Annotated in this window: 15 protein-coding genes and 1 tRNA gene; 5 read left to right on the forward strand and 11 right to left on the reverse strand. The window is 71.2% G+C overall.

Translation table 11 applies throughout. The annotated features are described in order from the left end of the window. Positions 1–104: 104 nt before the first annotated feature. The 5 genes from ACWDN5_RS20290 to ACWDN5_RS20310 form a co-directional block, all read right to left on the reverse strand. Positions 105–1514: a HAMP domain-containing sensor histidine kinase gene (locus ACWDN5_RS20290; RefSeq protein ID WP_449677379.1), complete on the reverse strand. Its 1410-nt coding sequence runs from the start codon at positions 1512–1514 to the stop codon at positions 105–107. Beyond that, positions 1511–2203 (reverse strand): response regulator transcription factor, encoded by a 693-nt coding sequence (locus ACWDN5_RS20295; protein ID WP_176174720.1) that lies wholly within the window; start codon positions 2201–2203, stop codon positions 1511–1513. Before ACWDN5_RS20295 ends, ACWDN5_RS20290 begins: the two co-directional genes overlap by 4 nt. A 66-nt stretch (positions 2204–2269) precedes the next feature. Continuing rightward, positions 2270–2878, reverse strand: coding sequence for a trimeric intracellular cation channel family protein (locus ACWDN5_RS20300; protein WP_310974120.1), 609 nt, complete (start codon positions 2876–2878; stop codon positions 2270–2272). Then, a complete protein-coding gene (locus ACWDN5_RS20305; RefSeq protein ID WP_003087851.1) occupies positions 2879–3532 on the reverse strand; it encodes a response regulator in 654 nt (217 codons plus the stop codon). Between the two features lie 180 nt (positions 3533–3712). Next, positions 3713–5674, reverse strand: coding sequence for a hypothetical protein (locus ACWDN5_RS20310; protein ID WP_449677380.1), 1962 nt, complete (start codon positions 5672–5674; stop codon positions 3713–3715). 216 nt (positions 5675–5890) lie between these two features. Here ACWDN5_RS20310 and ACWDN5_RS20315 point away from each other — a divergent pair. Next, positions 5891–5963 (forward strand) — tRNA-Arg (locus ACWDN5_RS20315). Positions 5964–6432: 469 nt separating this feature from the next. Here the strand turns inward: ACWDN5_RS20315 and ACWDN5_RS20320 are convergent. Genes ACWDN5_RS20320 through ACWDN5_RS20330 form a run of 3 tightly spaced genes read right to left on the reverse strand, consistent with a single transcriptional unit; the run spans position 6433 to position 8877 of the window. After that, positions 6433–7311: a restriction endonuclease gene (locus ACWDN5_RS20320; protein ID WP_449677381.1), complete on the reverse strand. Its 879-nt coding sequence runs from the start codon at positions 7309–7311 to the stop codon at positions 6433–6435. A 59-nt stretch (positions 7312–7370) separates the two neighbouring features. Further along, complete coding sequence (locus tag ACWDN5_RS20325) at positions 7371–8228, reverse strand: hypothetical protein (protein WP_449677382.1); 858 nt, start codon at positions 8226–8228, stop codon at positions 7371–7373. Beyond that, the gene (locus ACWDN5_RS20330; protein ID WP_449677383.1) at positions 8215–8877 is read right to left on the reverse strand and encodes a vWA domain-containing protein; all 663 of its coding nucleotides are present in this window, start codon (positions 8875–8877) and stop codon (positions 8215–8217) included. The genes ACWDN5_RS20325 and ACWDN5_RS20330 overlap by 14 nt, the downstream gene beginning before the upstream one ends. A gap of 146 nt (positions 8878–9023) precedes the next feature. Between ACWDN5_RS20330 and ACWDN5_RS20335 the strand changes: the two genes are divergently transcribed. After that, positions 9024–11936, forward strand: a complete 2913-nt coding sequence (locus ACWDN5_RS20335) for a tetratricopeptide repeat protein (RefSeq protein WP_449677385.1) — start codon at positions 9024–9026, stop codon at positions 11934–11936. Between the two features lie 37 nt (positions 11937–11973). Here ACWDN5_RS20335 and ACWDN5_RS20340 read toward each other — a convergent pair whose 3' ends face one another. After that, complete coding sequence (locus ACWDN5_RS20340) at positions 11974–12147, reverse strand: hypothetical protein (RefSeq protein WP_449677386.1); 174 nt, start codon at positions 12145–12147, stop codon at positions 11974–11976. 85 nt (positions 12148–12232) lie between these two features. Next, positions 12233–13507, reverse strand: coding sequence for an MFS transporter (locus ACWDN5_RS20345; protein ID WP_449677387.1), 1275 nt, complete (start codon positions 13505–13507; stop codon positions 12233–12235). Positions 13508–13589: 82 nt separating this feature from the next. Between ACWDN5_RS20345 and ACWDN5_RS20350 the strand changes: the two genes are divergently transcribed. Further along, positions 13590–14492, forward strand: a complete 903-nt coding sequence (locus ACWDN5_RS20350; RefSeq protein ID WP_449677388.1) for a LysR family transcriptional regulator — start codon at positions 13590–13592, stop codon at positions 14490–14492. On the opposite strand, the gene ACWDN5_RS20355 is transcribed toward ACWDN5_RS20350, so the two are convergent. After that, the gene (locus ACWDN5_RS20355; RefSeq protein ID WP_449677389.1) at positions 14420–15412 is read right to left on the reverse strand and encodes an aldo/keto reductase; all 993 of its coding nucleotides are present in this window, start codon (positions 15410–15412) and stop codon (positions 14420–14422) included. The two genes, ACWDN5_RS20350 and ACWDN5_RS20355, sit on opposite strands and share 73 nt — an antisense overlap. A 46-nt stretch (positions 15413–15458) precedes the next feature. Here ACWDN5_RS20355 and pdxR point away from each other — a divergent pair, with 46 nt between their 5' ends. After that, entirely contained in the window at positions 15459–16781 is a 1323-nt protein-coding gene (gene pdxR, locus ACWDN5_RS20360; protein ID WP_449677390.1) for a MocR-like pyridoxine biosynthesis transcription factor PdxR, read from the forward strand. 92 nt (positions 16782–16873) lie between these two features. Then, positions 16874–20011, forward strand: a 3138-nt coding sequence (locus ACWDN5_RS20365) for a GH92 family glycosyl hydrolase (protein WP_449677391.1), incomplete at its 3' end; no start/stop codon positions are given.

Below are 20011 nucleotides of genomic sequence, written 5' to 3' on the forward strand. Positions count from 1 at the left end.
TGGGTGAACTTCGAAACAACAGGTCAGCGCAGGCGTGCGCCGATCAGGGTGAACAACACCACCAGAGGGAGCGCGAACAAGCAACAGCCGACCACGAGCGGGTCTCAGCCAGGTGCCCCCGGCAGCCGGATCGTCATCAACGCGCCGCCTTCGGGCGCCCGCGAGGCGTACACCGCGCCGCCGTGCCGCTCGGCCGCGTGCTTCACGATCGCCAGGCCGAGGCCCGAACCAGGCAGCGTCCGCGCCTCCGACGAGCGGTAGAAGCGGTCGAACACCTTGGGCAGGTCCTCTTCGGCGATGCCCGGCCCGGCGTCGGCGACCTCGACCACGGCGGTGCCGTCGCCGAGCGGGTACAGCCGCACCCACACCGTCGCGTCGGGCGGCGAGAACTTCACCGCGTTGTCCAGCAGGTTCAGCACCGCGCGCTCGAGCGAGCTGTTGTCGCCGGTGAGCACCCACGGCTGCAGCGAGACGTCGAAGTTGATCTCACCCGCCCGCCGCCGCGCCCGGTCGAGCGCCCGCTCGACGACCTCCAGCAGCTCGACGCGCTCGAAGCGCTCGCGCGGCTCGTCCTGGCGCGCGAGCTCGACCAGGTCGCCGATGAGCTGCGTCAGCTCGTCGAGCTGCCCGCTGATGTCCGCGATGATGTCGACGCGGTCTTCGTCCCGCAGCGGCGGCGCGCCCGGCTTGCTCGCGGCGAGCAGCAGCTCGAGGTTGGTGCGCAGCGACGTCAGCGGCGTCCGGAGCTCGTGGCCGGCGTCCGCGACCAGCTGGCGCTGGCGTTCCTGCGAGTCCGCGACCGTGCCGAGCATGGTGTTGAACGTCTGGGTGAGACGCGCGAGTTCGTCGTCGCCGCTGACCGGGATGGGCCGCAGGTCGCCGGTCTTGGCGACGCGCTCGGCGGCCGACGTCAGCCGGTCGACCGGGCGCAGGCCGGCGCGCGCCACGGCCGTCCCCGCCGCGGCGGCGACCAGGATGCCGGCGCCGCCGATCAGGAAGAGCACCAGCGCGAGCTCGTTCAGCGTGCGCTTGGTCGGGCCCATCGACTGGGCCAGCACGATGGCCTCGCCGTGCCCGGTCGGCAACGCGACCACGCGGCTGTCGGAGCGGAAGTCCGTCCGCAGCGACTCCGCCGAATCGCCGTTCGCGACCGCCAGCTCGTCCTGCCCGAAGGGCGGCGGCGAGCTCGACAGCGGGTACGTCATCACCGCGTGCTGGACGTCGGGCGCCGCGTTGAGCTGCCCGATCTGCAGGTCGGCACTGGCCAGGAAGGCGCCGGGGACCTGCCGCAGCTCGGTCTGCACCTGCGGCGAGTCGGCCGCCGCCTGCGCGCGCGCCAGCAGGCTGTCGTCGAGCTGCTGGTAAAGGTTGCTGCGCACGACCATGTACGCGCCGATCGACACCAGCGCGACGGCGCCGGCGACACAGGCGGCGGCGAGCAGCGTCACCCGGCCGCGCAGCGAGAACCGGCGGGCTCCCCAGCGCGTGCCGCGGGGATCGCCGGGTTCGGTCACGGCGGGGTTTCCCTCAGGACGTACCCCACTCCCCGCACCGTGTGGATCAGCCTCGGCTCCCCCTCGGCCTCCGTCTTGCGGCGCAAATAACCGACGTAGACCTCCAGCGCGTTGCCCGACGTCGGGAAGTCGTAACCCCATACTTCCTCCAGGATCCGGCCACGCGTGAGGACGTGCTTCGGGTAGGAAAGGAACAGTTCCAGCAGGGCGAATTCGGTCCGGGTCAGGCTGATCTCGCGGCCGCCGCGGCGAACCTCCCGCGTGCCGGGGTCGAGGGTCAGATCCGCGAAGGACAGCACCTCCGACGCCTGGCCGTTCTGCCCCTCCGGCATGGCGCGGCGCAGCAGCGCCCGCAGCCGGGCGAGCAGCTCCTCGAGCGCGAAGGGCTTCGGCAGGTAGTCGTCGGCGCCGGCGTCCAGCCCGGACACCCGGTCGGAGACGGTGTCGCGCGCGGTCAGCACCAGGATCGGCAGGTCGTCGCCGGTGCTGCGCAGGCGGCGGGCGACCTCCAGGCCGTCGAGCCGGGGCATCATGACGTCGAGCACCATCGCGTCCGGCCGGTCGGCGATGATCGCCTCCAGGGCCTGCGCACCGTCACTGGCCAGCTGGACCTGGTAGCCGTTGAACTCCAGGGACCGCCGGAGCGACTCACGGACGGCGCGGTCGTCGTCCACCACAAGGATGCGCATGGCGCTAGTTTTACGCAGCGTGCTGAGACCCGCCTAAGAACACACGCAGAACTCACAAAGGATTTCTCACTCGGGACCCCGCGCGACCGGCGCGTTCCAGTGCCGCCAGAGCGCGACCATCCGGAGGGAAACCACGACGGCGGCCGCGACGACGGTCACCGGGCCGCCGGGCAGTCGCACAGCGTGACCGACGGCGACGAGAGCCGAGCCGGCCAGCGCGGCCACGGCGTAGATCTCCTTCCGCAGGACGAGCGGGATTTCCCGGAGCAGCAGATCCCGCACGGCCCCGCCGCCGATGCCGGTCGTCATCCCGATCAGACACGCGGCGTAGACGGTGGCGCCGGCGTTGAGCGCGATGGTCGTCCCGGCGGTGGCGAAGACGCCGAGCCCGAGCGCGTCGGCCAGGAGAACGCCCCGCCGCAGCCGCGCGACCTGCGGGTGGAAGACGAAGACGACCAGCGCGGTCCCGGCGCAGACGGCGAGGTAGGGCCAGTTCCGCAGCGTCGTGGGCGGGTGGATGCCGAGCAGGACGTCCCGGATGACCCCGCCGCCGAGAGCGGTGGTGAGCCCGACCACGACGACGCCGAAGACATCGAGCCGCGCCCGCACCGCGGCGAGCGCCCCGGACGCGGCGAAGGCGACGAGCCCGACGAACTCCAGCGCCGTGAGCAGCATCTACTGGTCGAGCAGCCCACCGCGGTAGGCCAGCAGAGCGGCCTGCACCCGGTTCGCGGCCCCGATCTTGGAGAGCACGGCGGAGACGTACCCCTTGACGGTGGCCTCCGAGAGGTGCAGCCGGCCCCCGATCTCGGCGTTGGAGAGGCCTTGCCCGATGAGCGCGACGACCTCGCGTTCCCGTTCGGACAGCGACGCGAGCAGCTTCCGGGCGGGCTGAGCGGCGCGTTGTTCGTCCCGGTGCGACTGAACCATCCGCGCGGCCACGCCCGGATCCAGCACGGCGCCCCCGCGCGCAAGGTCCCGGACCGCCCTGAGCAGCGCCGCGGGATCGATGTCCTTGAGGAGGAAGCCGTTGGCGCCGAGCCGCAGAGCGAGACTGACGTACTCGTCGATGTCGAAGGTGGTCAGCATGGCCACGGTGGGCGGATCGGGGAGGGCGAGGATGGCCCGGAGTGCGCGAATGCCGTCGTCCGGGGCCCGCATCTTGATGTCGAGCAGGGCCACATCGGGGTGGTACCGCCGGGCGACCTCCACCGCGGATCTGCCGTCGCTCGCCTCGCCCACGATCTCGATGTCCTGGGCCCCGGACATCATCGCGCGCAACCCCGAGCGCACCAGTTCCTCGTCGTCGGCGAACATGAGCTTGATCAACGAAGCCCTCCGCAACAGCCGGTGGGAGCGGCTCCCCGCGTCCCGTTAACGAAGGTTACCTACTGTTGTTCAGCAGTTCGAAACCAGACACGACCAGGTGAGGCACTGGTCCGTCCAGGTCAGGTCGGGTCCGCCGTCCGGCTGGGTGTATCAGGCCTGTCGGCTGCCCGTGAGAACCACTCACCTGGGTGACGACGAGAGTCGGGCGACCTCCTCGAACACTTCGGCCAGCTCGGCGATCCCCACCCCGTCCGGATGACCCGAAGTGGTGATCGCTTCCGCCAAGTGCGCACGTTCGTCGGCGGGCACCTCGGCCAGCGTCGAAGCCGTCGCTTCCGGCCCGGCCGTCTCCAGGAGAACGAGGAACTGTTCGGTGACGCCGAGCAGCCCCTCGCGGGCATCAAGGTCTTCGAGAGCCAGGTCTTCACGCTCGACCAGCAGCTGCGTCACGATCGGACCCAACGCCGGGTCGGAGCGCAGACCGCGCAGCACCGCGTCGCCGTCCGGCAGGGAATCGACCAGGACCTGAAGCATGACGGACGCCCGCGTGCGGAACGGGCACCTGCGGACGGCGTCCAGCAGCATCGGCAGCCCCGTGTCCCGGCCACCGTGCGCGGCCAGCCAGCCGTCGATCTCCGCTCCGGCCCACTCTTCACTGAAGTGCTCCGAGACCCCGCCCAGCATGGCAGCGGGAGAGGCGCCGGCGAGGTCACCCACCAGTGGCGCGACCCGGCCTTCTCGCAGCAGCCGTTCCCGGATCGCCCAGGTTCCCAACGGAGTGAGAGCGACCAGCTCGAGCGACGGCGCACCGAGAGCGGCCCGCAAGCGGTCTTGCGCTTCGGGCGTCAGTTCGGGGTTCTCGGGCACCAGGTCCATGGTGTACATCGGATCGGCCGGCCCCGTGGTCAGCTCGACCGCCCCGAATCCGGCCAGCACGACGAGCAACCGGCGGAACTCGCCCATGAGCCCGTCTCGCCAGATCGCCTCGATCGACGGTTCGAGATCGACACAGACACCTTCGACACAGGCCAGCCAGACACTTTCGGCGAGCCGGACCACGGGCATCGGCTCGGGCATGCCGTAGACCGTGTTGAGCACGTCCGGCAGCACGAAGTCGAGACAGTCGTCGAGCAACAGGGCGTAGTCGGGGCCCCAGCCGCTGTCCTTGACCAGCAGACCCCGGCCGGGAAGCGCGTCGAACGCCGTCCTCCACAGAGCGAGGGCGTCATGGAGTAGTGGCGCCGCCTTCGCCACGCGGACCAGCTTGCCCTTGACCACCCGCACGATCCGCGCGCGCTTCGCGAGTTCGAACAGGATGGCGAGGTTCGGCAGATCGGCACTGCTGCGGACCCGCTGGACCTCGCCGCCCAGCTCCCACTCGAGCCGATCACCGGTGTCCAGCAGCGGCACGAGCTGTCGCGCATCGGCGAGCTTCAGGGCACCGGTGCCGGTCAGCGCCCGGCCGTCACCCACCCACTCGACGAACTTCCGCAGCTTGACCACGAGCGAAGAGCGCTCCGCGGCAGCGGCGAGTTCCGCCTCCGCGGGCAACGACACCGGCAGCTGCGGAAGTGCCCGTCCGGTCTGTTCACCGAGGTGCCTGCCGGCAAGCCCGGCGACCAGTTCGGCGTCGTACGGGTGCTGCCCCGCCCGCACTTCGGCGAGAAAGGCATCCATGGCCTCGGAGTCCGCAGGGTCGACCCCGTTCCGCATGGCGGTCATCACCCAGTACTTGGCAATACCGAAGTTGCGTTCATCGGCCATGGCGGCCGGAAACTCGGCCGCTGCCTTCCCGACGGCGTCCTCGAGGTCGGCGAGCGAGTCGCCGGCGGGGTCGGCCAGCTCGGTCTCGTGCAGATACCGGAGGAACAGGCGCAAGGTTTCGGGAAAGAGCACGGCGTCGCCGGCCTCGGCCGACAAAGTGCGCGGGACGTAGGAGAGGAGGAAGTCCCGAACCAGCGCGGCAGTCCAGTAAGCGAGCCGCCCGTCAACCGAGGTGTGCCGGAACTCCAACGCCGACACGACGGCATACGGATCGACCTCCCACCCCTGTGCGGCCGCCCAGCCGGAGAAGCGCCGGACCAGCAGACCTTGCCCCGCTGCGTAGCCCTCGTGGTCATCCTCGTCGTAGTAGGTCCGCACCCCGGCTCCCGTCCTGTCGACCGCCGAACACGGTAGCGCCGAGAACGACGCCGCCCGTGCCGGGATGACTTCACCCTGCCAATCGCCGCGCCTCAGTTCACCACAATGGGTAACGCGTCGTCACCGCTCGCAGTATCGGCCCTGGGGCTCGGCGCTCGTCCGCAGGCCCCACCACCCACTGTGCCGACTGTCGGGTAACCTGTCCGAGGTAAGCAGGCCCTCGTAGCTCAGGGGATAGAGCACCGCTCTCCTAAAGCGGGTGTCGCAGGTTCGAATCCTGCCGGGGGCACCTCGGACGGCACCTCACAAAGGGGCCCGTCAACAGCGCAGGGCAACCTGACGGCTCGTGTCACTCAGTAGTCACTCTGTCGCCGAGCCATGCCCGTCATCAACCGCGTACGCAGCACTGCGATAGAACGCCTAGCCGACGCCACCCGGCACCCCAGCCTCGGAGAGGAGACGCGGACCCCGTCAGCCTGACCAAGGGTCCATTACTACCAAATTCATGGCGACTATCAAGCGCGCCTCAGTCAGAAATAGACAATCCATACACGGGCAATTTCTCCGGCTGCAGCGGGCCGACGCTGGGGCAGCTCACCACCATTGGTCTTGAATGAGGACCTGGCCCACAAAGCCCTACCTCGCTGATCGGCGACCACCCGGTCGGCGACGTTCAGCAGATTCATGCCCTGGCCAGGTCTATTCCCAACCCTTTGGCGGTCCCGCGGAGCCCGAATGGTTGTCCGCATTCCCTCGCCTCAGATCGAGTCGAAGAAGCTCGTGTGCACGGTGACCTGCTCGACCAGTTCGGTGGTGATGCCCAGCTTGTGCTCGCGCAGCAGCTCCACCAGTTCCTCGCCGTCGATGAGGTCGAGCGGTGGAGCGCCGTCGCGGGTGGCTTCCGCACGAGCCGCCGAGGTGAACGTTCCGGTGGTGATGAGCAAGCCCTTCTCGCCGCGGCCGATCATCGCTCCGCGGAAGTCGCGGACCTGTGAAGACCCGGCCGAACCGACATAGCGCTTGCTTCGGAAGAAGACAGGGAAGGAGACCAGCGACATACGGTAGGTCCCCACGCGGTCGATCCCGCCGTCGCCGGTGCGGCCGGTGACGGCGACGTTGATGAACCCGGCTTGGCGCAGGAGACGTTGGCACAGCCGCTCGAAAGCGTCCGGCGTCATCGCTTGGAGCGCGGCCAGCGCCGTAGCCTGCCAGGCTTGTTCGGCATCGTCGCCATCGAGAACGACCTCGACCTCGTCGGCCGTATCAGAGGAGACGGACGCGTCCTCCGGCACGGCGCTCTTCTTAGGGTCACGCGCGTGCATCACGCGGCGGCGCTTGACCTCCGCCTCGTCGACTTCCTTGCCGTCCTTGGTCAGCGCCCATACGCCACGGCTGACGGTTTCGACCAGACCGCGTTTCTTCGCCATCGTGCGAGCCCAGCGCAACCGGTACGGAAGCTCCAGCCCGTTTCGGCCGTCGAACTGCTGCTGTTCATCGGTGAAGCCTTCGAGCTGGGCGACCTTGTCGTCTATCTCGTCGATCCGCCCCGAGCCACCCAGCTCTCGCAGCGCGCACACGACCGGCCAGACCAGCGAGCGCGCCGACGGAATCTCCACGTCTGTACCTGCGATGGTCACCGATCAAGCTTCCCGGTTCCTCGATCCTCCAGTGCGGTTGTCCATCGTCGCACGAGTGATCACCGGTCCTCCGCCCACCGGGCCCCGTACACCAGCCCGGGTGTGAGGTGGCGGAACTGCAGGTGGACCTCCCCCGCCGCGTCCACCTGCAGCTTTTGTCCCCGGTAGCCCGGGTCCTGGACGTCCCTCTCGAACGCTCCGTCCAGTGCCAGTACCTCCGGTGGGGCCTTCTTGCCGAACCGCAGGCGCAGATCGAATACTTCGCACCGGTGCCGTGGGACGAAGACCATGCGGGACGGCGGCTCCACCGGGAACACCGCCGCGAACTCCCACGAGCCGCCGCGGGGTAGGGGTGCTGGTAGGTCCACTGTTCCCGATGAAGACAGCTTTCCGCCGTACAGCACCATGCCATCCGCCGAAGGAACCGCCAGATCGAACGACTGCAGGCCGTCCTGGTCCGCTATCACCCGGTGCTGCTCGAACACGCACGATTCCTCGATCACCAACGCCAGCGTCAACGACGCCGTGTGGCAGCGGCCCGGTGCCGGCGGGGACAGCGGTGTGGCCAGCTCCGCCAGCAGCTCGATCGCCTCGTCCACGCGGCGGCGGACCGTGCGCGGGTCTCGGTCGACGCGCTCCGCCGCCCACTTGACTCTTTCCTGGTACAGCGGCTGGCGGGCCTCCGGCGTGATCGCGAAGGCCGCCAATGCCGCCAAGCGGAGGTCCTCCGGCAACTGCGCCGCCAGCTCCGACAGCCTGCCGGACACCTTGGCGCGGATCGCCACCATTCCGTCCGCTTCCACCACTCCGCACGCCGCCCGCAGGCACGGGCCCACCCGGTCCTGGAGCCTGCTCGCCTGCAGACCGCGGCCCTTCCGCACCGCCTTCAGCTCCGCCACCAGCTCAGCGCGCTCCACCGGCTTCTCCTTCAGTGCGTTTCCATGGCAACCCCTTTGCGCGCCCCCGTGCCGACAGGGTGCGGTCGGCCGGTGGACGGGAAGTGGACAGAACGTGCATCACCGAGGCGATCAACGCCGTGCCGATGCGGACGCCGTCGCGGCTCAAGTACGTGCGGAACGTTCCGATGCGGCCCAGCGCCTCCTCGTCCGCGTCGCCCAGGCCGAACGTCACCACCCGGGGGCAACGCGGCCACGCCGGATCCGCCAGCGACGCATACGCGAACGGCCAGGTCACCGGGTCCGTCGGCTGGCCGTCGGACAGGAAGAACACCAGGGGGCGGTGGACGCGGACGCGGTGGCGGCGCAACACCGAAAGCTCGCGGTCGATCTCGGCACGCAGGAAGGTGAACACCGGCCCGAAGTTGCTGCCCGCGCAGGGACCGGGTTCCGGCAGCTCGGCGAGGTCGTCCATGGGCAGCAGCGACTGGACCACCCGCGGCCGCTCGCCGAAGCCGACCACGCTGCAGAACACGCGGCCGGCCACCGACGCGTCCGCGTGGACGGCGCCGCGGAACTCGCGCAACCCCGCGTTGAGCTCGTCGATGTGGTCGGTCATCGACAGCGAAACATCGCAGGCCACGTAACACGGCAACACGTCGGACCCCATATTCGTTTCTCCTTCACCCCTGGTCGACCGGCGGAGTGTGCCAACGCCGTGTGCACCGAACGTGGAAGAAATGCGGATTTGCGAAACCCGGACGGCCGATTGCGCGACATCAAAAGAGGACAGCAAGCTGACGCCGGGGAGGCCGCGTGGAGTTTCGGATGCTCGGCCCGCTGGAGGCGTGGCACGACGGCGTGCCGGTGCCGCTGGGCGACCAGCAGCAGCGGTTCGTCCTCGTCGTGCTCCTCCTGCACGCCAACAAGCCCGTCACGCCCGCCCGGCTCGCCGAAATCGTCTGGGCCGATCGCGAAGCCAAGCCCACTCTGGTGCGCAGCTACATCAAGCGGCTGCGGGACGTCCTCGGGGACGCGACCATCGAGACCACCCCGACCGGCTACCTGCTGCGGATCGCCGACGACCAGCTCGACACCGCCCGCTTCAACCGGCTGCGCGCCGAAGCCGCGGACGTCCGCGCCGATGACCCCCGCCGGGCGATCGCGCTGCTGCGCGAGGCCGCCGGGCTGTGGCGCGGGAAGTTCCTCGAAGACATCGACATCGACCGCGTCGGCGGCCCCGAGGTCATCTCGCCGGACGAGAGCTACCCCGACGTCGTCGGCGACCTGGCCGAGCTGGAGATCGAGTCCGGTGACCACCGCTCGGCGCGCGACCGGCTGCGGCCGCTCGTCCAGGCCGATCCGGCCAGCCAGAAGCACGCCGAACTGCTGATGCGCGCGCTGCTCGCCGGCGGCGACCGGGTCGCGGCCCTGCGCGTCTTCCACGGCACCCGCGACGCCCTCGCCGCGCTGCGGATGGCGCCCGGACCGGTGCTGCGCAAGCTCGCCGCGCGCGCCGAACAGGGCGATCCGCCCAGTTCGCTGCCGTCGCGGCCCGGCGGGTTCACCGGCCGGACCGGGGAAATCGCCGCGATCGAGGCGGCCGCCGCGGCCGGGCGGCGGGCGGTCTGGGTCAGCGGCGCGCCCGGTGTCGGCAAGACCGGGCTGGTAGTCGAGGCGGCCCACCGGCTCCGCCGCCGGTTCCCCGACGGCCAGCTGCTCGCCCGGCTGAACGGGTTCACCCCCGGCGTCGACCCGGCCGACGTCGGCGACGCCCTCACCGAACTGCTGGTCGAACTCGGCGTCCCCGCCGAGCAGATCCCGGCCACCGTGGGCCGGAAAGTGACGCTCTACCAGGCGACCCTCTGGGGCACGCGCACGCTCGTCGTGCTGGACAACGCCGCGTCGCCGGAGCAGATCCGGCCGCTGCTGCCGGAGGCGGACGGCTGCCTGGCCGTCATCACCAGCCGGCGGATGGGCGACGCCGACACCGGCGAGCCTCTCCGGCTCTCGCCGTTGCCACCGGAGGAGGCCGCCGAGCTGTTCCACGTGCTCGCCGGGCCGTCGCGGCTGCGCGGCCGGGCCGCCGACGTCGACGCGGTGGTCCGGCGGTGCGGCTGCCTGCCGATGCCGATCCGCGTGGCAGCCGCCCTCTTCCGGCGGCACGACCGGTGGCCGCTGGAGCACCTGCTGCGCCTGCTCGAGGAGAACGGGCCGTGGGGTGAGGCCGACGGCATCGCCGCCGTCCGGGTGTCCTACCGGCAGCTCGGCGAGCCGCAACGCACCCTGTTCCGGCTGCTCGGCAGCCTGCCCGGCCCCGACGTCGACGTCGCGGGCGGCGCCGCGCTGGCCGGCTGCGGCGTCGCCGAGGCGCGAGCGCTGCTCGACGACCTCCACGAGGTCAGCCTGCTGGAGGAGGCCGCGACCGAGCGCTACCAGATGCTCGACCCGCTCAAGGAGTTCGCCGCCGAGGAGCCGGCCCCCGAGCCCGCGCTGGTGCGGCTGCTCGACTACTACCTCGTCACGCTGGCGGCCGCGGTCCGCGCCGCGTACCCGTTCGACCGGGCTCAGCTGCCGTCGACGACGGACCGGTCCTGCGCGGTGACGCCGGGCTTCGCCGACGCCGACGCCGGGCTGCGGTGGATCGTCGCCGAACGCGACAACCTCGTGGCCGCCATCCGTTACGCCGCCGCGCACGCGCTGCCCGAGCACACCTGGCGGCTGGCCGTGCTGCTGTGGCGGTACTTCAACACGACGAACCAGTTCGAAGACTGGATCGGCACGCTCGAACTCGCCTGGAAGATCGTCGCCTCCGACGCGGGCAACGACTACGGCCAGGCGCACGTCCTGCTGCGGCTCGCCACCGCGCACGACCGGCGCGGGCAGCTCGCCGAGGCACTGGAGCTCGCCGCCCAGGCACTGCCCAAGTGGCGCCGCCTGGGTGACCCGCGCGGCGAGGCGGCGACGCTGTGCGCGCTCGCCATCCCCACCATGGAACTGGGCCGGCACGACCAGGCGATCGCCCACCTCGAAGCCGCGCTGGCCAAGTACGAGCAGACCGAGGACCGCCGGGGCGAAGCCCACGCGCTGGGCATGCTCGGCTACCTCAACGAGCTCCACGGCAACCTCCAGGTCGCGTTGCGCCAGCACGAATCCGCCGCGCGGATGCTGCGCGAGATCGGCCACGTCCAGGGCCTGGCGCACACGCTCAACAACCTCGGTTCGGTGCAGGAACGGCTCGGTCTGCTGACCGAAGCGCTGGCCAGTTACACGGAAGCGCACGGGCACGCCGCCGAAGTCGGCGACCGCTGTGTCGAGGCGTACGCGCTGAACAACCTCGGGAACGTGCACCGGCAGCGCGGCCGGTACGCCGAAGCCGTCCGTTACCACGACAAGGCCCGCGAAGTGGCGGCGAACGTGCCGGACGCGGACCTGCGCACCCAGCTGTACCTCGACCGCGGCGCGACGGCGCTGGCCCGCGGCGCCCGTCAGGAAGCCCTCACCGCCGGCAAGTCCGCTCTGGACCTGGCCGACGGCAGCGGCAACCGCGCCTACCGGGCCCGCGCCCACCGCGGCATCGCCGAAACGCTGCACGCGATGGGCGACCACGAAAGCGCCGTCACGCACTGGACCGCGGCCGAGGACGAGTTCGCCGAGCTCGAGCTGCCGGAAGCCGGCGAAGTGCGCGAAGAGCGTTCGGCGTTGAGCTGCGCCTGCGCGCCGCGGTGAGCCGTGAGTGGCGGCGCCACTCACGGCCGCGGGTTCCTCAACCGTGCCAGGGGTTGCCGTCGGTGGTGGGGGTCGGCGTCGGCGTGACGACCGGGGCGGCCGGCGCCCCGCCGTCGTCCGCGGACGCGGTGGTGGCGCCGATCAGCGGCAGCGCGGCGAGCGCGCAGACGGCGAGCACCGGACCGGCGATTTTGGCCAGCTTTTTGGACATGGCGAATCCCTCCTCGGGAATGGTGATTTGATCCGGGCGCTTCGGATAATTCCGCGCCCACCACCGAGGATTCGCGACGCCGCATTCAGCGACAAGGGGTTTCCTGTTTCATAAACGAACAGGAAACAGCGAGCGCTCCGGCCAAGAGCACGCCCGCGGCCGTGAACAGCGCGATCGACGTCGTCGTCGCGGCCGACAACGCACCCAGGATCGCCACCCCGAGGGCTGCGCCGGCCTGGCGGGAGGCGTTCAACGCGCCGCCCGCGATGCCGGTCAGCTCGGGTGGGGCCGCCGTGACCACCATCGCCAGCAGCGACGGGATGGCCAACGAGACCCCGAAGCCCAGCAGGGCCAGCGCGACCACCGACAGGGCCGGCGACGTCGTGCACGCCTGGAGCAGCGCGCCTCCGGACATCAGGGCGAAGCCCGAAACCGCCGGGATTCGCGGGCCGGAACGGGCCACCAGCCGGCCGGTGAAAATCGGGTTGAACGCCGTCGGGATCGTCAGCGGCAGGAAGGCCAGACCGGTCGTCGACGGCGGATATCCGCGGGTTTTCTGGAAATACAGCGACAGCACGAACAGCACCCCGGACAACCCGAAGTTCACGATAGCGCCGGCCGCCAGTCCGAGCGGGAACGCGCGGGCGCGGAACAGGCGCGCCGGGAGCATCGCCTCCGGGTGGCGCTGGGACCGCACGAACACCGCGGCCGCGGCGACGGCGAGCACCAGGACACTCCACGACCGCTCGATCAGCGCGTACGTCAGCGTCGACAAAGCGACTACGGCCGACACCTGACTCACCACGTCGAGCCGACCCGGCCTCGCCGGAGTCGACGGCGCCGAACGGGACAGCGCCAGAGCGATCAGCGCCACCGGGACGTTGACCAGGAAGATCGCCCGCCAGCCGAACACCTCTGTCAGGACGCCGCCCAGCACCGGGCCCGCCACCAGGCCGGTTCCGCTCACCGCGGCCCACACCCCCATCGCCTTCGCCCGCGCGGACGGCGCCGGGTTGGCCGCCGCGATCAGCGACAGCGACGAAGGAACCAGCAAGGCGCCCGCGACGCCGAGCAGCGCCCGCAGTGCGATCAGCATCGGTGCCGAGAACGACAGCGCCGACAAGCCGGACAGCGCCGCGAACGAGGTGAGACCGAGGAAGAACACCCGGCGGGCGCCGTACCGGTCCGACCACGCTCCCGCGGTGAGGAGGAACGCCGCGAACGTCAGCGTGTAGCCGTTCGAAATCCATTGCTGCGCCGGCAAAGACGGCGAGAGGGCCGGGAGGGCGACCGTCACGATCGTCGTGTCCAGCATGACCAGGAAGTAACCCAGCGATAAGCCGGTGAGGAGTCTTGCCACACCGGAAGCCTGGACGCTCGGTGACATCGGCGGAAGCAGGGAGTTACGATGGCGGGTATCGGGAACGCCGATGGGGGCTGCCATGGAACTGCGCCACCTGCGCACCTTCCGCGTCGTCGCGCGGACGCTCAACTTCACCCGCGCCGCGGCCGAGCTGCACTACGCGCAGTCCAGCGTCACCGAGCAGGTCCAGGCCCTGGAAGCGGAACTCGGCTCGAAGCTGTTCGAACGCGGGCGGCGGCTGCGGCTCACCGGCGCCGGGGAACGGCTCGTCGGCTACGCGGACCAAGTGCTCGAACTCGTCGAGGAAGCCCGGGCCGCGGTCGACGAGGAGCGCAGTGAACCCGACGGCGACCTGACCATCGGCGCCCTGGAAACGCTGTGCGCCCACCGAATTCCGGCCCTCTTCGGCGAGTACCGGGCGAAGTGGCCGCGCGTGCGGCTCGCACTCCGGGAGGGCGGCCGCGGGGAGCTCTACCAGGCCGTGCAACAGTCTGAAATGGACGTTTGCTTCACGTTCGGCGACGCACCCGCCGACCCGGCGCTGGCCAGCGCGTCGCTGGGCACCGAGCCGCTCGTCGTCCTCGTCCCGCCGGGACACCCGCTGGCGCAGCGGGAAGAGCTCCGGCCCGGCGACCTCGACGGCGTCGGCTTCCTCGCGACGCCGCAGGGGTGCGGCTTCCGCGAGATGCTGGACCGGATCGACGGGCCCGTCGTCGAGGCGGAGGTCGGCAGCCTCGCCGCCCTCGCGCGGTGCGTGGCCGCCGGGCTGGGGTGCGGGCTCGTGCCCGCCCTCGTCGAGCACCAGGGTGCCGTCGCCGTCCCCCTGGCCGGAGCGGCCACCGACGTCACCATGACGTGGCGGCGGCGCGACGAGCACAAGCCGAGTGTCGCCGCGCTGCTCGCCGCCGCCTATGCGTTGTCCAGTACGGACAACAGCTCCTCCGGGAGCTCTAACCTGAACGCCGGGGCGATCGACTCGTAGTGCTCCCACGTGCGTGGGCCGATCAGCGGGATGACGCCGTGGTGCAGCAACCACGCCAGGGCCACCTGGTTGCCCGACGCGCCCAGTGCCGACGCCACCTTCGCCACCGCGGCCAGGCGGGCTTCCGACTCCGGGCCCGCATAGGACCGCCAGACCGGAGTGGACTCGCGGTACGCGGCGTCGTCGTAGATTCCGCGTAGCAGTGAGGAATACGCCGCCAGGGAGACGTCCGGGTGCAGCGATAGCCAGTCCAGGAGCTCGGCGCCCGCGATCGAGGGGACGTCGGCGCCGGTGGGGCGCAGGTACGAGTGCTGGACCTGGACCGCCGCCGGGGCGGCCCAGCCGTTGGCCAGCGCCAGGGACCTGATGCGCTCCAGGCGCCACGTGCGGACGTTGCTCCAGCCGATGTGCCGCACCTTGCCCGCCCGGACCAGACCGTCCAATGCGGACAGGGTTTCCTCCAGCGGGACGCGGCGGTCGTCGACGTGGATGTAGTAGAGGTCGATGTGGTCGGTGCCGAGCCGCCGGAGGCTGTGGTCCACCTCGCGCTCGATGACCGCCGCGCCCGCTCCCTCGAACGTGCGCTCCACCCCGGCCCAGTCCACCGTGCCGTCCGGATGCCGGGCGGCGCGCGCCGCCGGGAGGTCCGTGATGCCCGCCGACACCTTCGTCGCCAGGAAGACGCGGTCGCGGCGGCCCTTCAACAGGCGGCCGAGGAGGGACTCGCTTTCGCCGCCGGTCGCGTCCGGCGCCCACCAGGCGTAGCAGTTCGCCGTGTCCAGGAAGTCGCCGCCCGCGTCGAGGTAGGCGTCCAGGATGCGCTTCGACGTCGGTTCGTCCGTCGACGTGCCCATCGTCATGCAGCCCAGCGACACCTGGCTGACGTGCTGACCGGTCAGGCCCAGTTCCACCTTCTTCATACGACCACGCTAAGGCCGGATCGGTCCGGTACTACAGTCCAATATCGTGGCAGGATCACAGACCGATTGGGGCGTGCTGCTGGAGCCGGCCGGACCGGGTCCGAAGCACGAACAGCTGGCCAGGGCCTTGCGCAAGGCAATTCGGGACGGCGTCCTGGCCAGCACCGTCCCGCCCAGCCGCCGGCTCGCCGCCGACCTCGGGTGCTCGCGGTGGGTCGTCACGCAGGCCTACGCCCAGCTCGTCGCCGAGGGGTACCTGGCCGGGCGCACCGGGTCGGCCACCCGGGTCCGGCCGGTGGGTGACGCGGTGGCGCCGCCCGAACCGGCGCGGGTGCCGGCACCGCGGTACGACCTCGCTCCCGGACTGCCCGACTTGCGCAACTTCCCCCGCCGGGCCTGGGCCGAAGCGGTCCGCGAAGTGCTCGCGAACGCGCCGCACGCGGACTTCGGGTTGCCCGAGCCGGGCGGTCACCCGCGGCTGCGCCAGGTCCTGGGCGACTACCTCCGGCGTGTCCGCGGCGCCGCGCCCGGCACCGTGCTGGTCTGCGGCGGCGTCACCGACGGGGTGGCCGGCGTCTGCCGCGCGCTGGTCGAGCGCGGCAGCACGCGACTCGCCGTCGAGGATCCCGGGTGGACGCGGTTGCGGCGGACGGCCGAAGGCGCCGGGATGACCGTCCACCCGGTGCCCGTCGATGGCGAAGGCATCGACGTCGGGCGGATTCCGGCGGGCGTGCGCGCCGTGCTCGTCACGCCCGCGCACCAGTTCCCCACCGGCTCGGTCCTCTCGCCGCGGCGGCGCGCCGAGCTGCTGGCCTGGGCGCGGGACGTCGACGGCCTGATCCTCGAGGACGACTACGACGCCGAGTTCCGCTACGACCGGCGGCCCGTCGGTACCGTCCAGGGCACCGATCCGGGCCGGGTCGCGCTCTTCGGTTCGGTCAGCAAGACGCTCAGTCCCGCGCTCGGACTCGGCTGGGTCGTCGTGCCTCCACAGTGGACAGTGCGGGCCCACCCGCCGCCCGTGCTCGACCAGCTCGCGCTGGCGGGCTTCATCACCAGCGGCGGCTACGACCGGCACCTGCGGGCGGCACGGCTGCGCTACCGCGCGCGGCGCGACAAGCTCGTCGACGCGCTCGGGCCGGCCCGGCTCTCCGGGGTCGCCGCCGGGTTGCACCTCGTGCTCCACCTCGACCAGGACGCCGCGGCCGTCGTCCGGAAGGCGAGGGCGGCCGGGGTCAAGGTGACCGATCTCGACGGCTACCGGACGACGCCGGGCGAACCCGCGCTCGTCCTCGGCTACGGCAACCTCGCCGACACCGGCGTCGAGGCCGCCGCGCGGCTGCTCCGGCGGGTCATGACAACGGTTTGACCTGGTTGCCGCCTTCTCAAATGTTCGCGGATGTGAAAAGCTGCCAGACAGTCCGCTTCTGACAACGTTGTCACCTGGGAGGTGCGCGCCCCATGGGGTCGCCAAGCAGACAACTGATCGCCGCGGCGGCCGCCGCGCTCGTGGTCGCCGCCACGACCCAGGCCACCGCCCACGCCGCCGCGCCGGTCGATCCGGTGGGCCTGGTCAACCCGTTCGTCGGCACGCAGAACTTCGGGAACACGTTCCCCGGCGCCAGTGCGCCCTTCGGAATGGTGCAGGTCAGCCCGGACACCGGCGGCCAGGGCGGCTACGACTACCTGCAGAACGCGATCTACGGCTTCAGCCAGACGCACCTGTCCGGCGTCGGCTGCGGCGTGATGGGCGAGCTGCCGATCATGCCCACGACCGGCGCCGTGGACAACGTTGACAAGGACGCCTACAAGTCCGGGTACAGCCACGACGACGAGCACGCCGAGCCCGGCTACTACCGCGTCGGCCTGAAGAAGTACGGCATCAACGCCGAACTGACGGCGACCGCGCGCACCGGCTGGCAGCGCTACACGTTCCCCTCCACCGGACAGGCGAACGTCCTGTTCAACACCGGCCAGGCCAACCAGTCGGTCAAGGACTCCGAGATCCACGTCGTCGGCGACCGGACGCTCGAAGGCCGGGTCAAGGCCGGCGGCTTCTGCGCCGGCCACGACGAGCACACCGTCTACTTCACCGCCACCTTCGACCGGCCGTTCAGCTCGTTCGGCACCTGGCGCGGCTCGACGCGCACGCCGGGCGGCCGCGACGCCGCGGGCACCGGCGGCAACGGCGCCTGGGCCAGCTTCGACGCGGGCACCGACCACGACGTCGTGCTCAAGGTCGGCCTCTCCTACACCGGTCTCGACGGCGCCCGGAAGAACCTGGCGGCGGAGACGTCGGACTACGACTTCGACGCGACGCGGGCCGCGCTGCACCAGCAGTGGGCCGACCGCCTCGGCGCGATCAAGATCGCGGGCGGCACGACCGAGCGGCAGACGGCGTTCTACACCGCGCTCTACCACGCCCAGCTGCACCCGAACCTGGCCGGCGACACCGACGGCGCGTACACCGGCTTCGACGGCAAGGTGCACACCGCCAGCGGTTACACGCCGTACCAGAACTTCTCGCTGTGGGACACCTACCGGCCGCAGAACCAGCTCCTGGAGATGCTGGAACCGCAGGTCGCACGGGACGTCGCGCTGTCGGTCGTCGCCATCGGCCGCGACGGCGGGTGGCTGCCGCGCTGGGCGCTGGCCGAGAGCGAAACGAACATCATGACCGGCGACCCGGTGACGCCGTTCCTCGTCGAGGCGTGGTCGAAGGGCCTGCTCGCCGGGCACGAAGAAGAGGCGTACGCGCTGCTCAAGAAGAACGCGACGAGCACGCCGCCCGCCGATTCGCCGTACAACGGCCGCTCCGGCGTCAACTACTACAACGAGCGCGGGTACCTCCCGAGCGGGCTTGAACTCGGCAAGGACTGCGCGGCCAAGGGCGGTGACAACGACTGTGAGCACCCGGCGTCGGCGACCATGGAGTACGCCGCCGCGGACGCGTCGCTCGCGTTGATGGCCCGCGGACTCGGCCACCAGGCCGACGCGCGGATGTTCGCCGACCGCGGGCAGTGGTACCGCAACCTGTGGGACGCCTCGATCGGCCAGTTCCGCCCGCGCACCGCCGAGGGCACGTTCGTCACGCCGTACAACCCGGTCGACGCCGGCCACCAGTTCCACGAAGGCGGCGCCTACCAGTACCAGTGGCTCGTGCCGCAGGACCCGGCCGGGCTCGTCTCCCTGATGGGCGGCCGGACGGCGACCGAGAAGCGCCTCGACTCCTTCTTCTCCTACGGCAACCTCCTGAAGGACCCGGCCGGCACCGCGCGGAAGGACTGGATCGCCAGCCCGTACGACTACTACGGCAAGGCGACCTACAACCCGAACAACGAGCCCGACCTGCTCGCGCCCTACATGTACAACTGGGTCGGCGCCCCGGCGAAGACGGCGACCGTCGTCCGCGCGGCGATGACGCTGTTCACCACCGGCCCCGACGGCATGACCGGCAACGACGACCTCGGCACCATGTCGGCCTGGTACGTCTTCTCCTCGCTCGGCCTGTACCCGACGATGAGCGGCGCGAACTTCCTCGCGCTGTCGAGCCCGCAGTTCGAGTCGGCGACCGTCCGCATCGGACAGTACGGGTCCGCCCAGGGCGGGACGCTCACGGTGTCGGCGCCGGGCGCGAGCGACGCGAACCGGTACATCCAGAGCGTGTCGCTCAACGGCCGGGACGTCCGGAAGACGTCCCTGGACTGGGCTTCGCTGGCGCACGGCGGGACGCTGTCGCACAAGCTCGGCTTTCGCCCGTCCTCGTGGGGGACGTCGGTGGCTGCGGCACCGCCTTCGGTGAACAACGCGACCGGCGACCAGCGGCGGCACGTCGACGCGTCGCTGCGGCAGACGTCGGTGGTGATCCCCGCCGGTGCCGCGCAGCAGGTGCACCTCGACCTGGACGTGGTGGCGCAGAACCCGGGCCTGCAGCCGGTGACGGTTTCGGTGACTTCGCCGTGGAAGTCGCGGGTCCAGCCGCTCCTGCTGGTCTGGTCCGGACGGCTGCCGGTGTCGCGGACGGTCCCGATCACGCTGACCGTGCCGGCCGGCGCGGCCTTGGGGACGTACCCGGTGCAGGTCCGGGTGTCCGGGCCGAACACGGTGACCCGCTCGGCGACGGTCGAGGTCCGGACGCCGTCGGCGTGCGTGGCGACCGGCCCGCAGTGCGCGGTCGACCTGACCCGCGACCGCAACCACGACGGCACGGCCACGGTGGCCGCGTCCGACCAGGGCAACTTCGACGGCGGCGGCTGGAGCTACGACGCCGACCTGCTCCCGGCGGCCGGACCGGTGGTCTGGGACGGCGTCACGTACGCGGCGCCGGACGCTTCGGGGACGGCACCGAACTTCGTCGAGGCCCGCGGGCAGTCGCTGCTGCTGCCGGCCGGTCAGCACTCGGGGCTTCGCATCGTGGGGGCCTCGCACAACGGCCCGGTGTCGACGACGGTGACGGCGCACTACACCGACGGGACCAGCGCCGATCTGGCGGTGACCTTCGGCGACTGGGCGGGGTCCGGGAGTCCGGTGCTGCTCGAGATGCCGCACCGGATCAAGGCCGGCAGCGGGGTCGACGGGCCGCCGGTCCGGCTGTTCGGG

The organism is Amycolatopsis sp. NPDC003731, assembly GCF_053586895.1.

Excerpts from the sequence above, each read along its gene's own strand:
- ACWDN5_RS20340 (WP_449677386.1), bottom strand. The coding sequence starts at position 12,147 with ATGTCCAAAAAGCTGGCCAAAATCGCCGGTCCGGTGCTCGCCGTCTGC.
- ACWDN5_RS20355 (WP_449677389.1), bottom strand. The coding sequence starts at position 15,412 with ATGAAGAAGGTGGAACTGGGCCTGACCGGTCAGCACGTCAGCCAGGTG.
- ACWDN5_RS20330 (WP_449677383.1), bottom strand. The coding sequence starts at position 8,877 with ATGGGGTCCGACGTGTTGCCGTGTTACGTGGCCTGCGATGTTTCGCTG.
- ACWDN5_RS20295 (WP_176174720.1), bottom strand. The coding sequence starts at position 2,203 with ATGCGCATCCTTGTGGTGGACGACGACCGCGCCGTCCGTGAGTCGCTC.
- ACWDN5_RS20350 (WP_449677388.1), top strand. The coding sequence starts at position 13,590 with ATGGAACTGCGCCACCTGCGCACCTTCCGCGTCGTCGCGCGGACGCTC.
- ACWDN5_RS20300 (WP_310974120.1), bottom strand. The coding sequence starts at position 2,878 with ATGCTGCTCACGGCGCTGGAGTTCGTCGGGCTCGTCGCCTTCGCCGCG.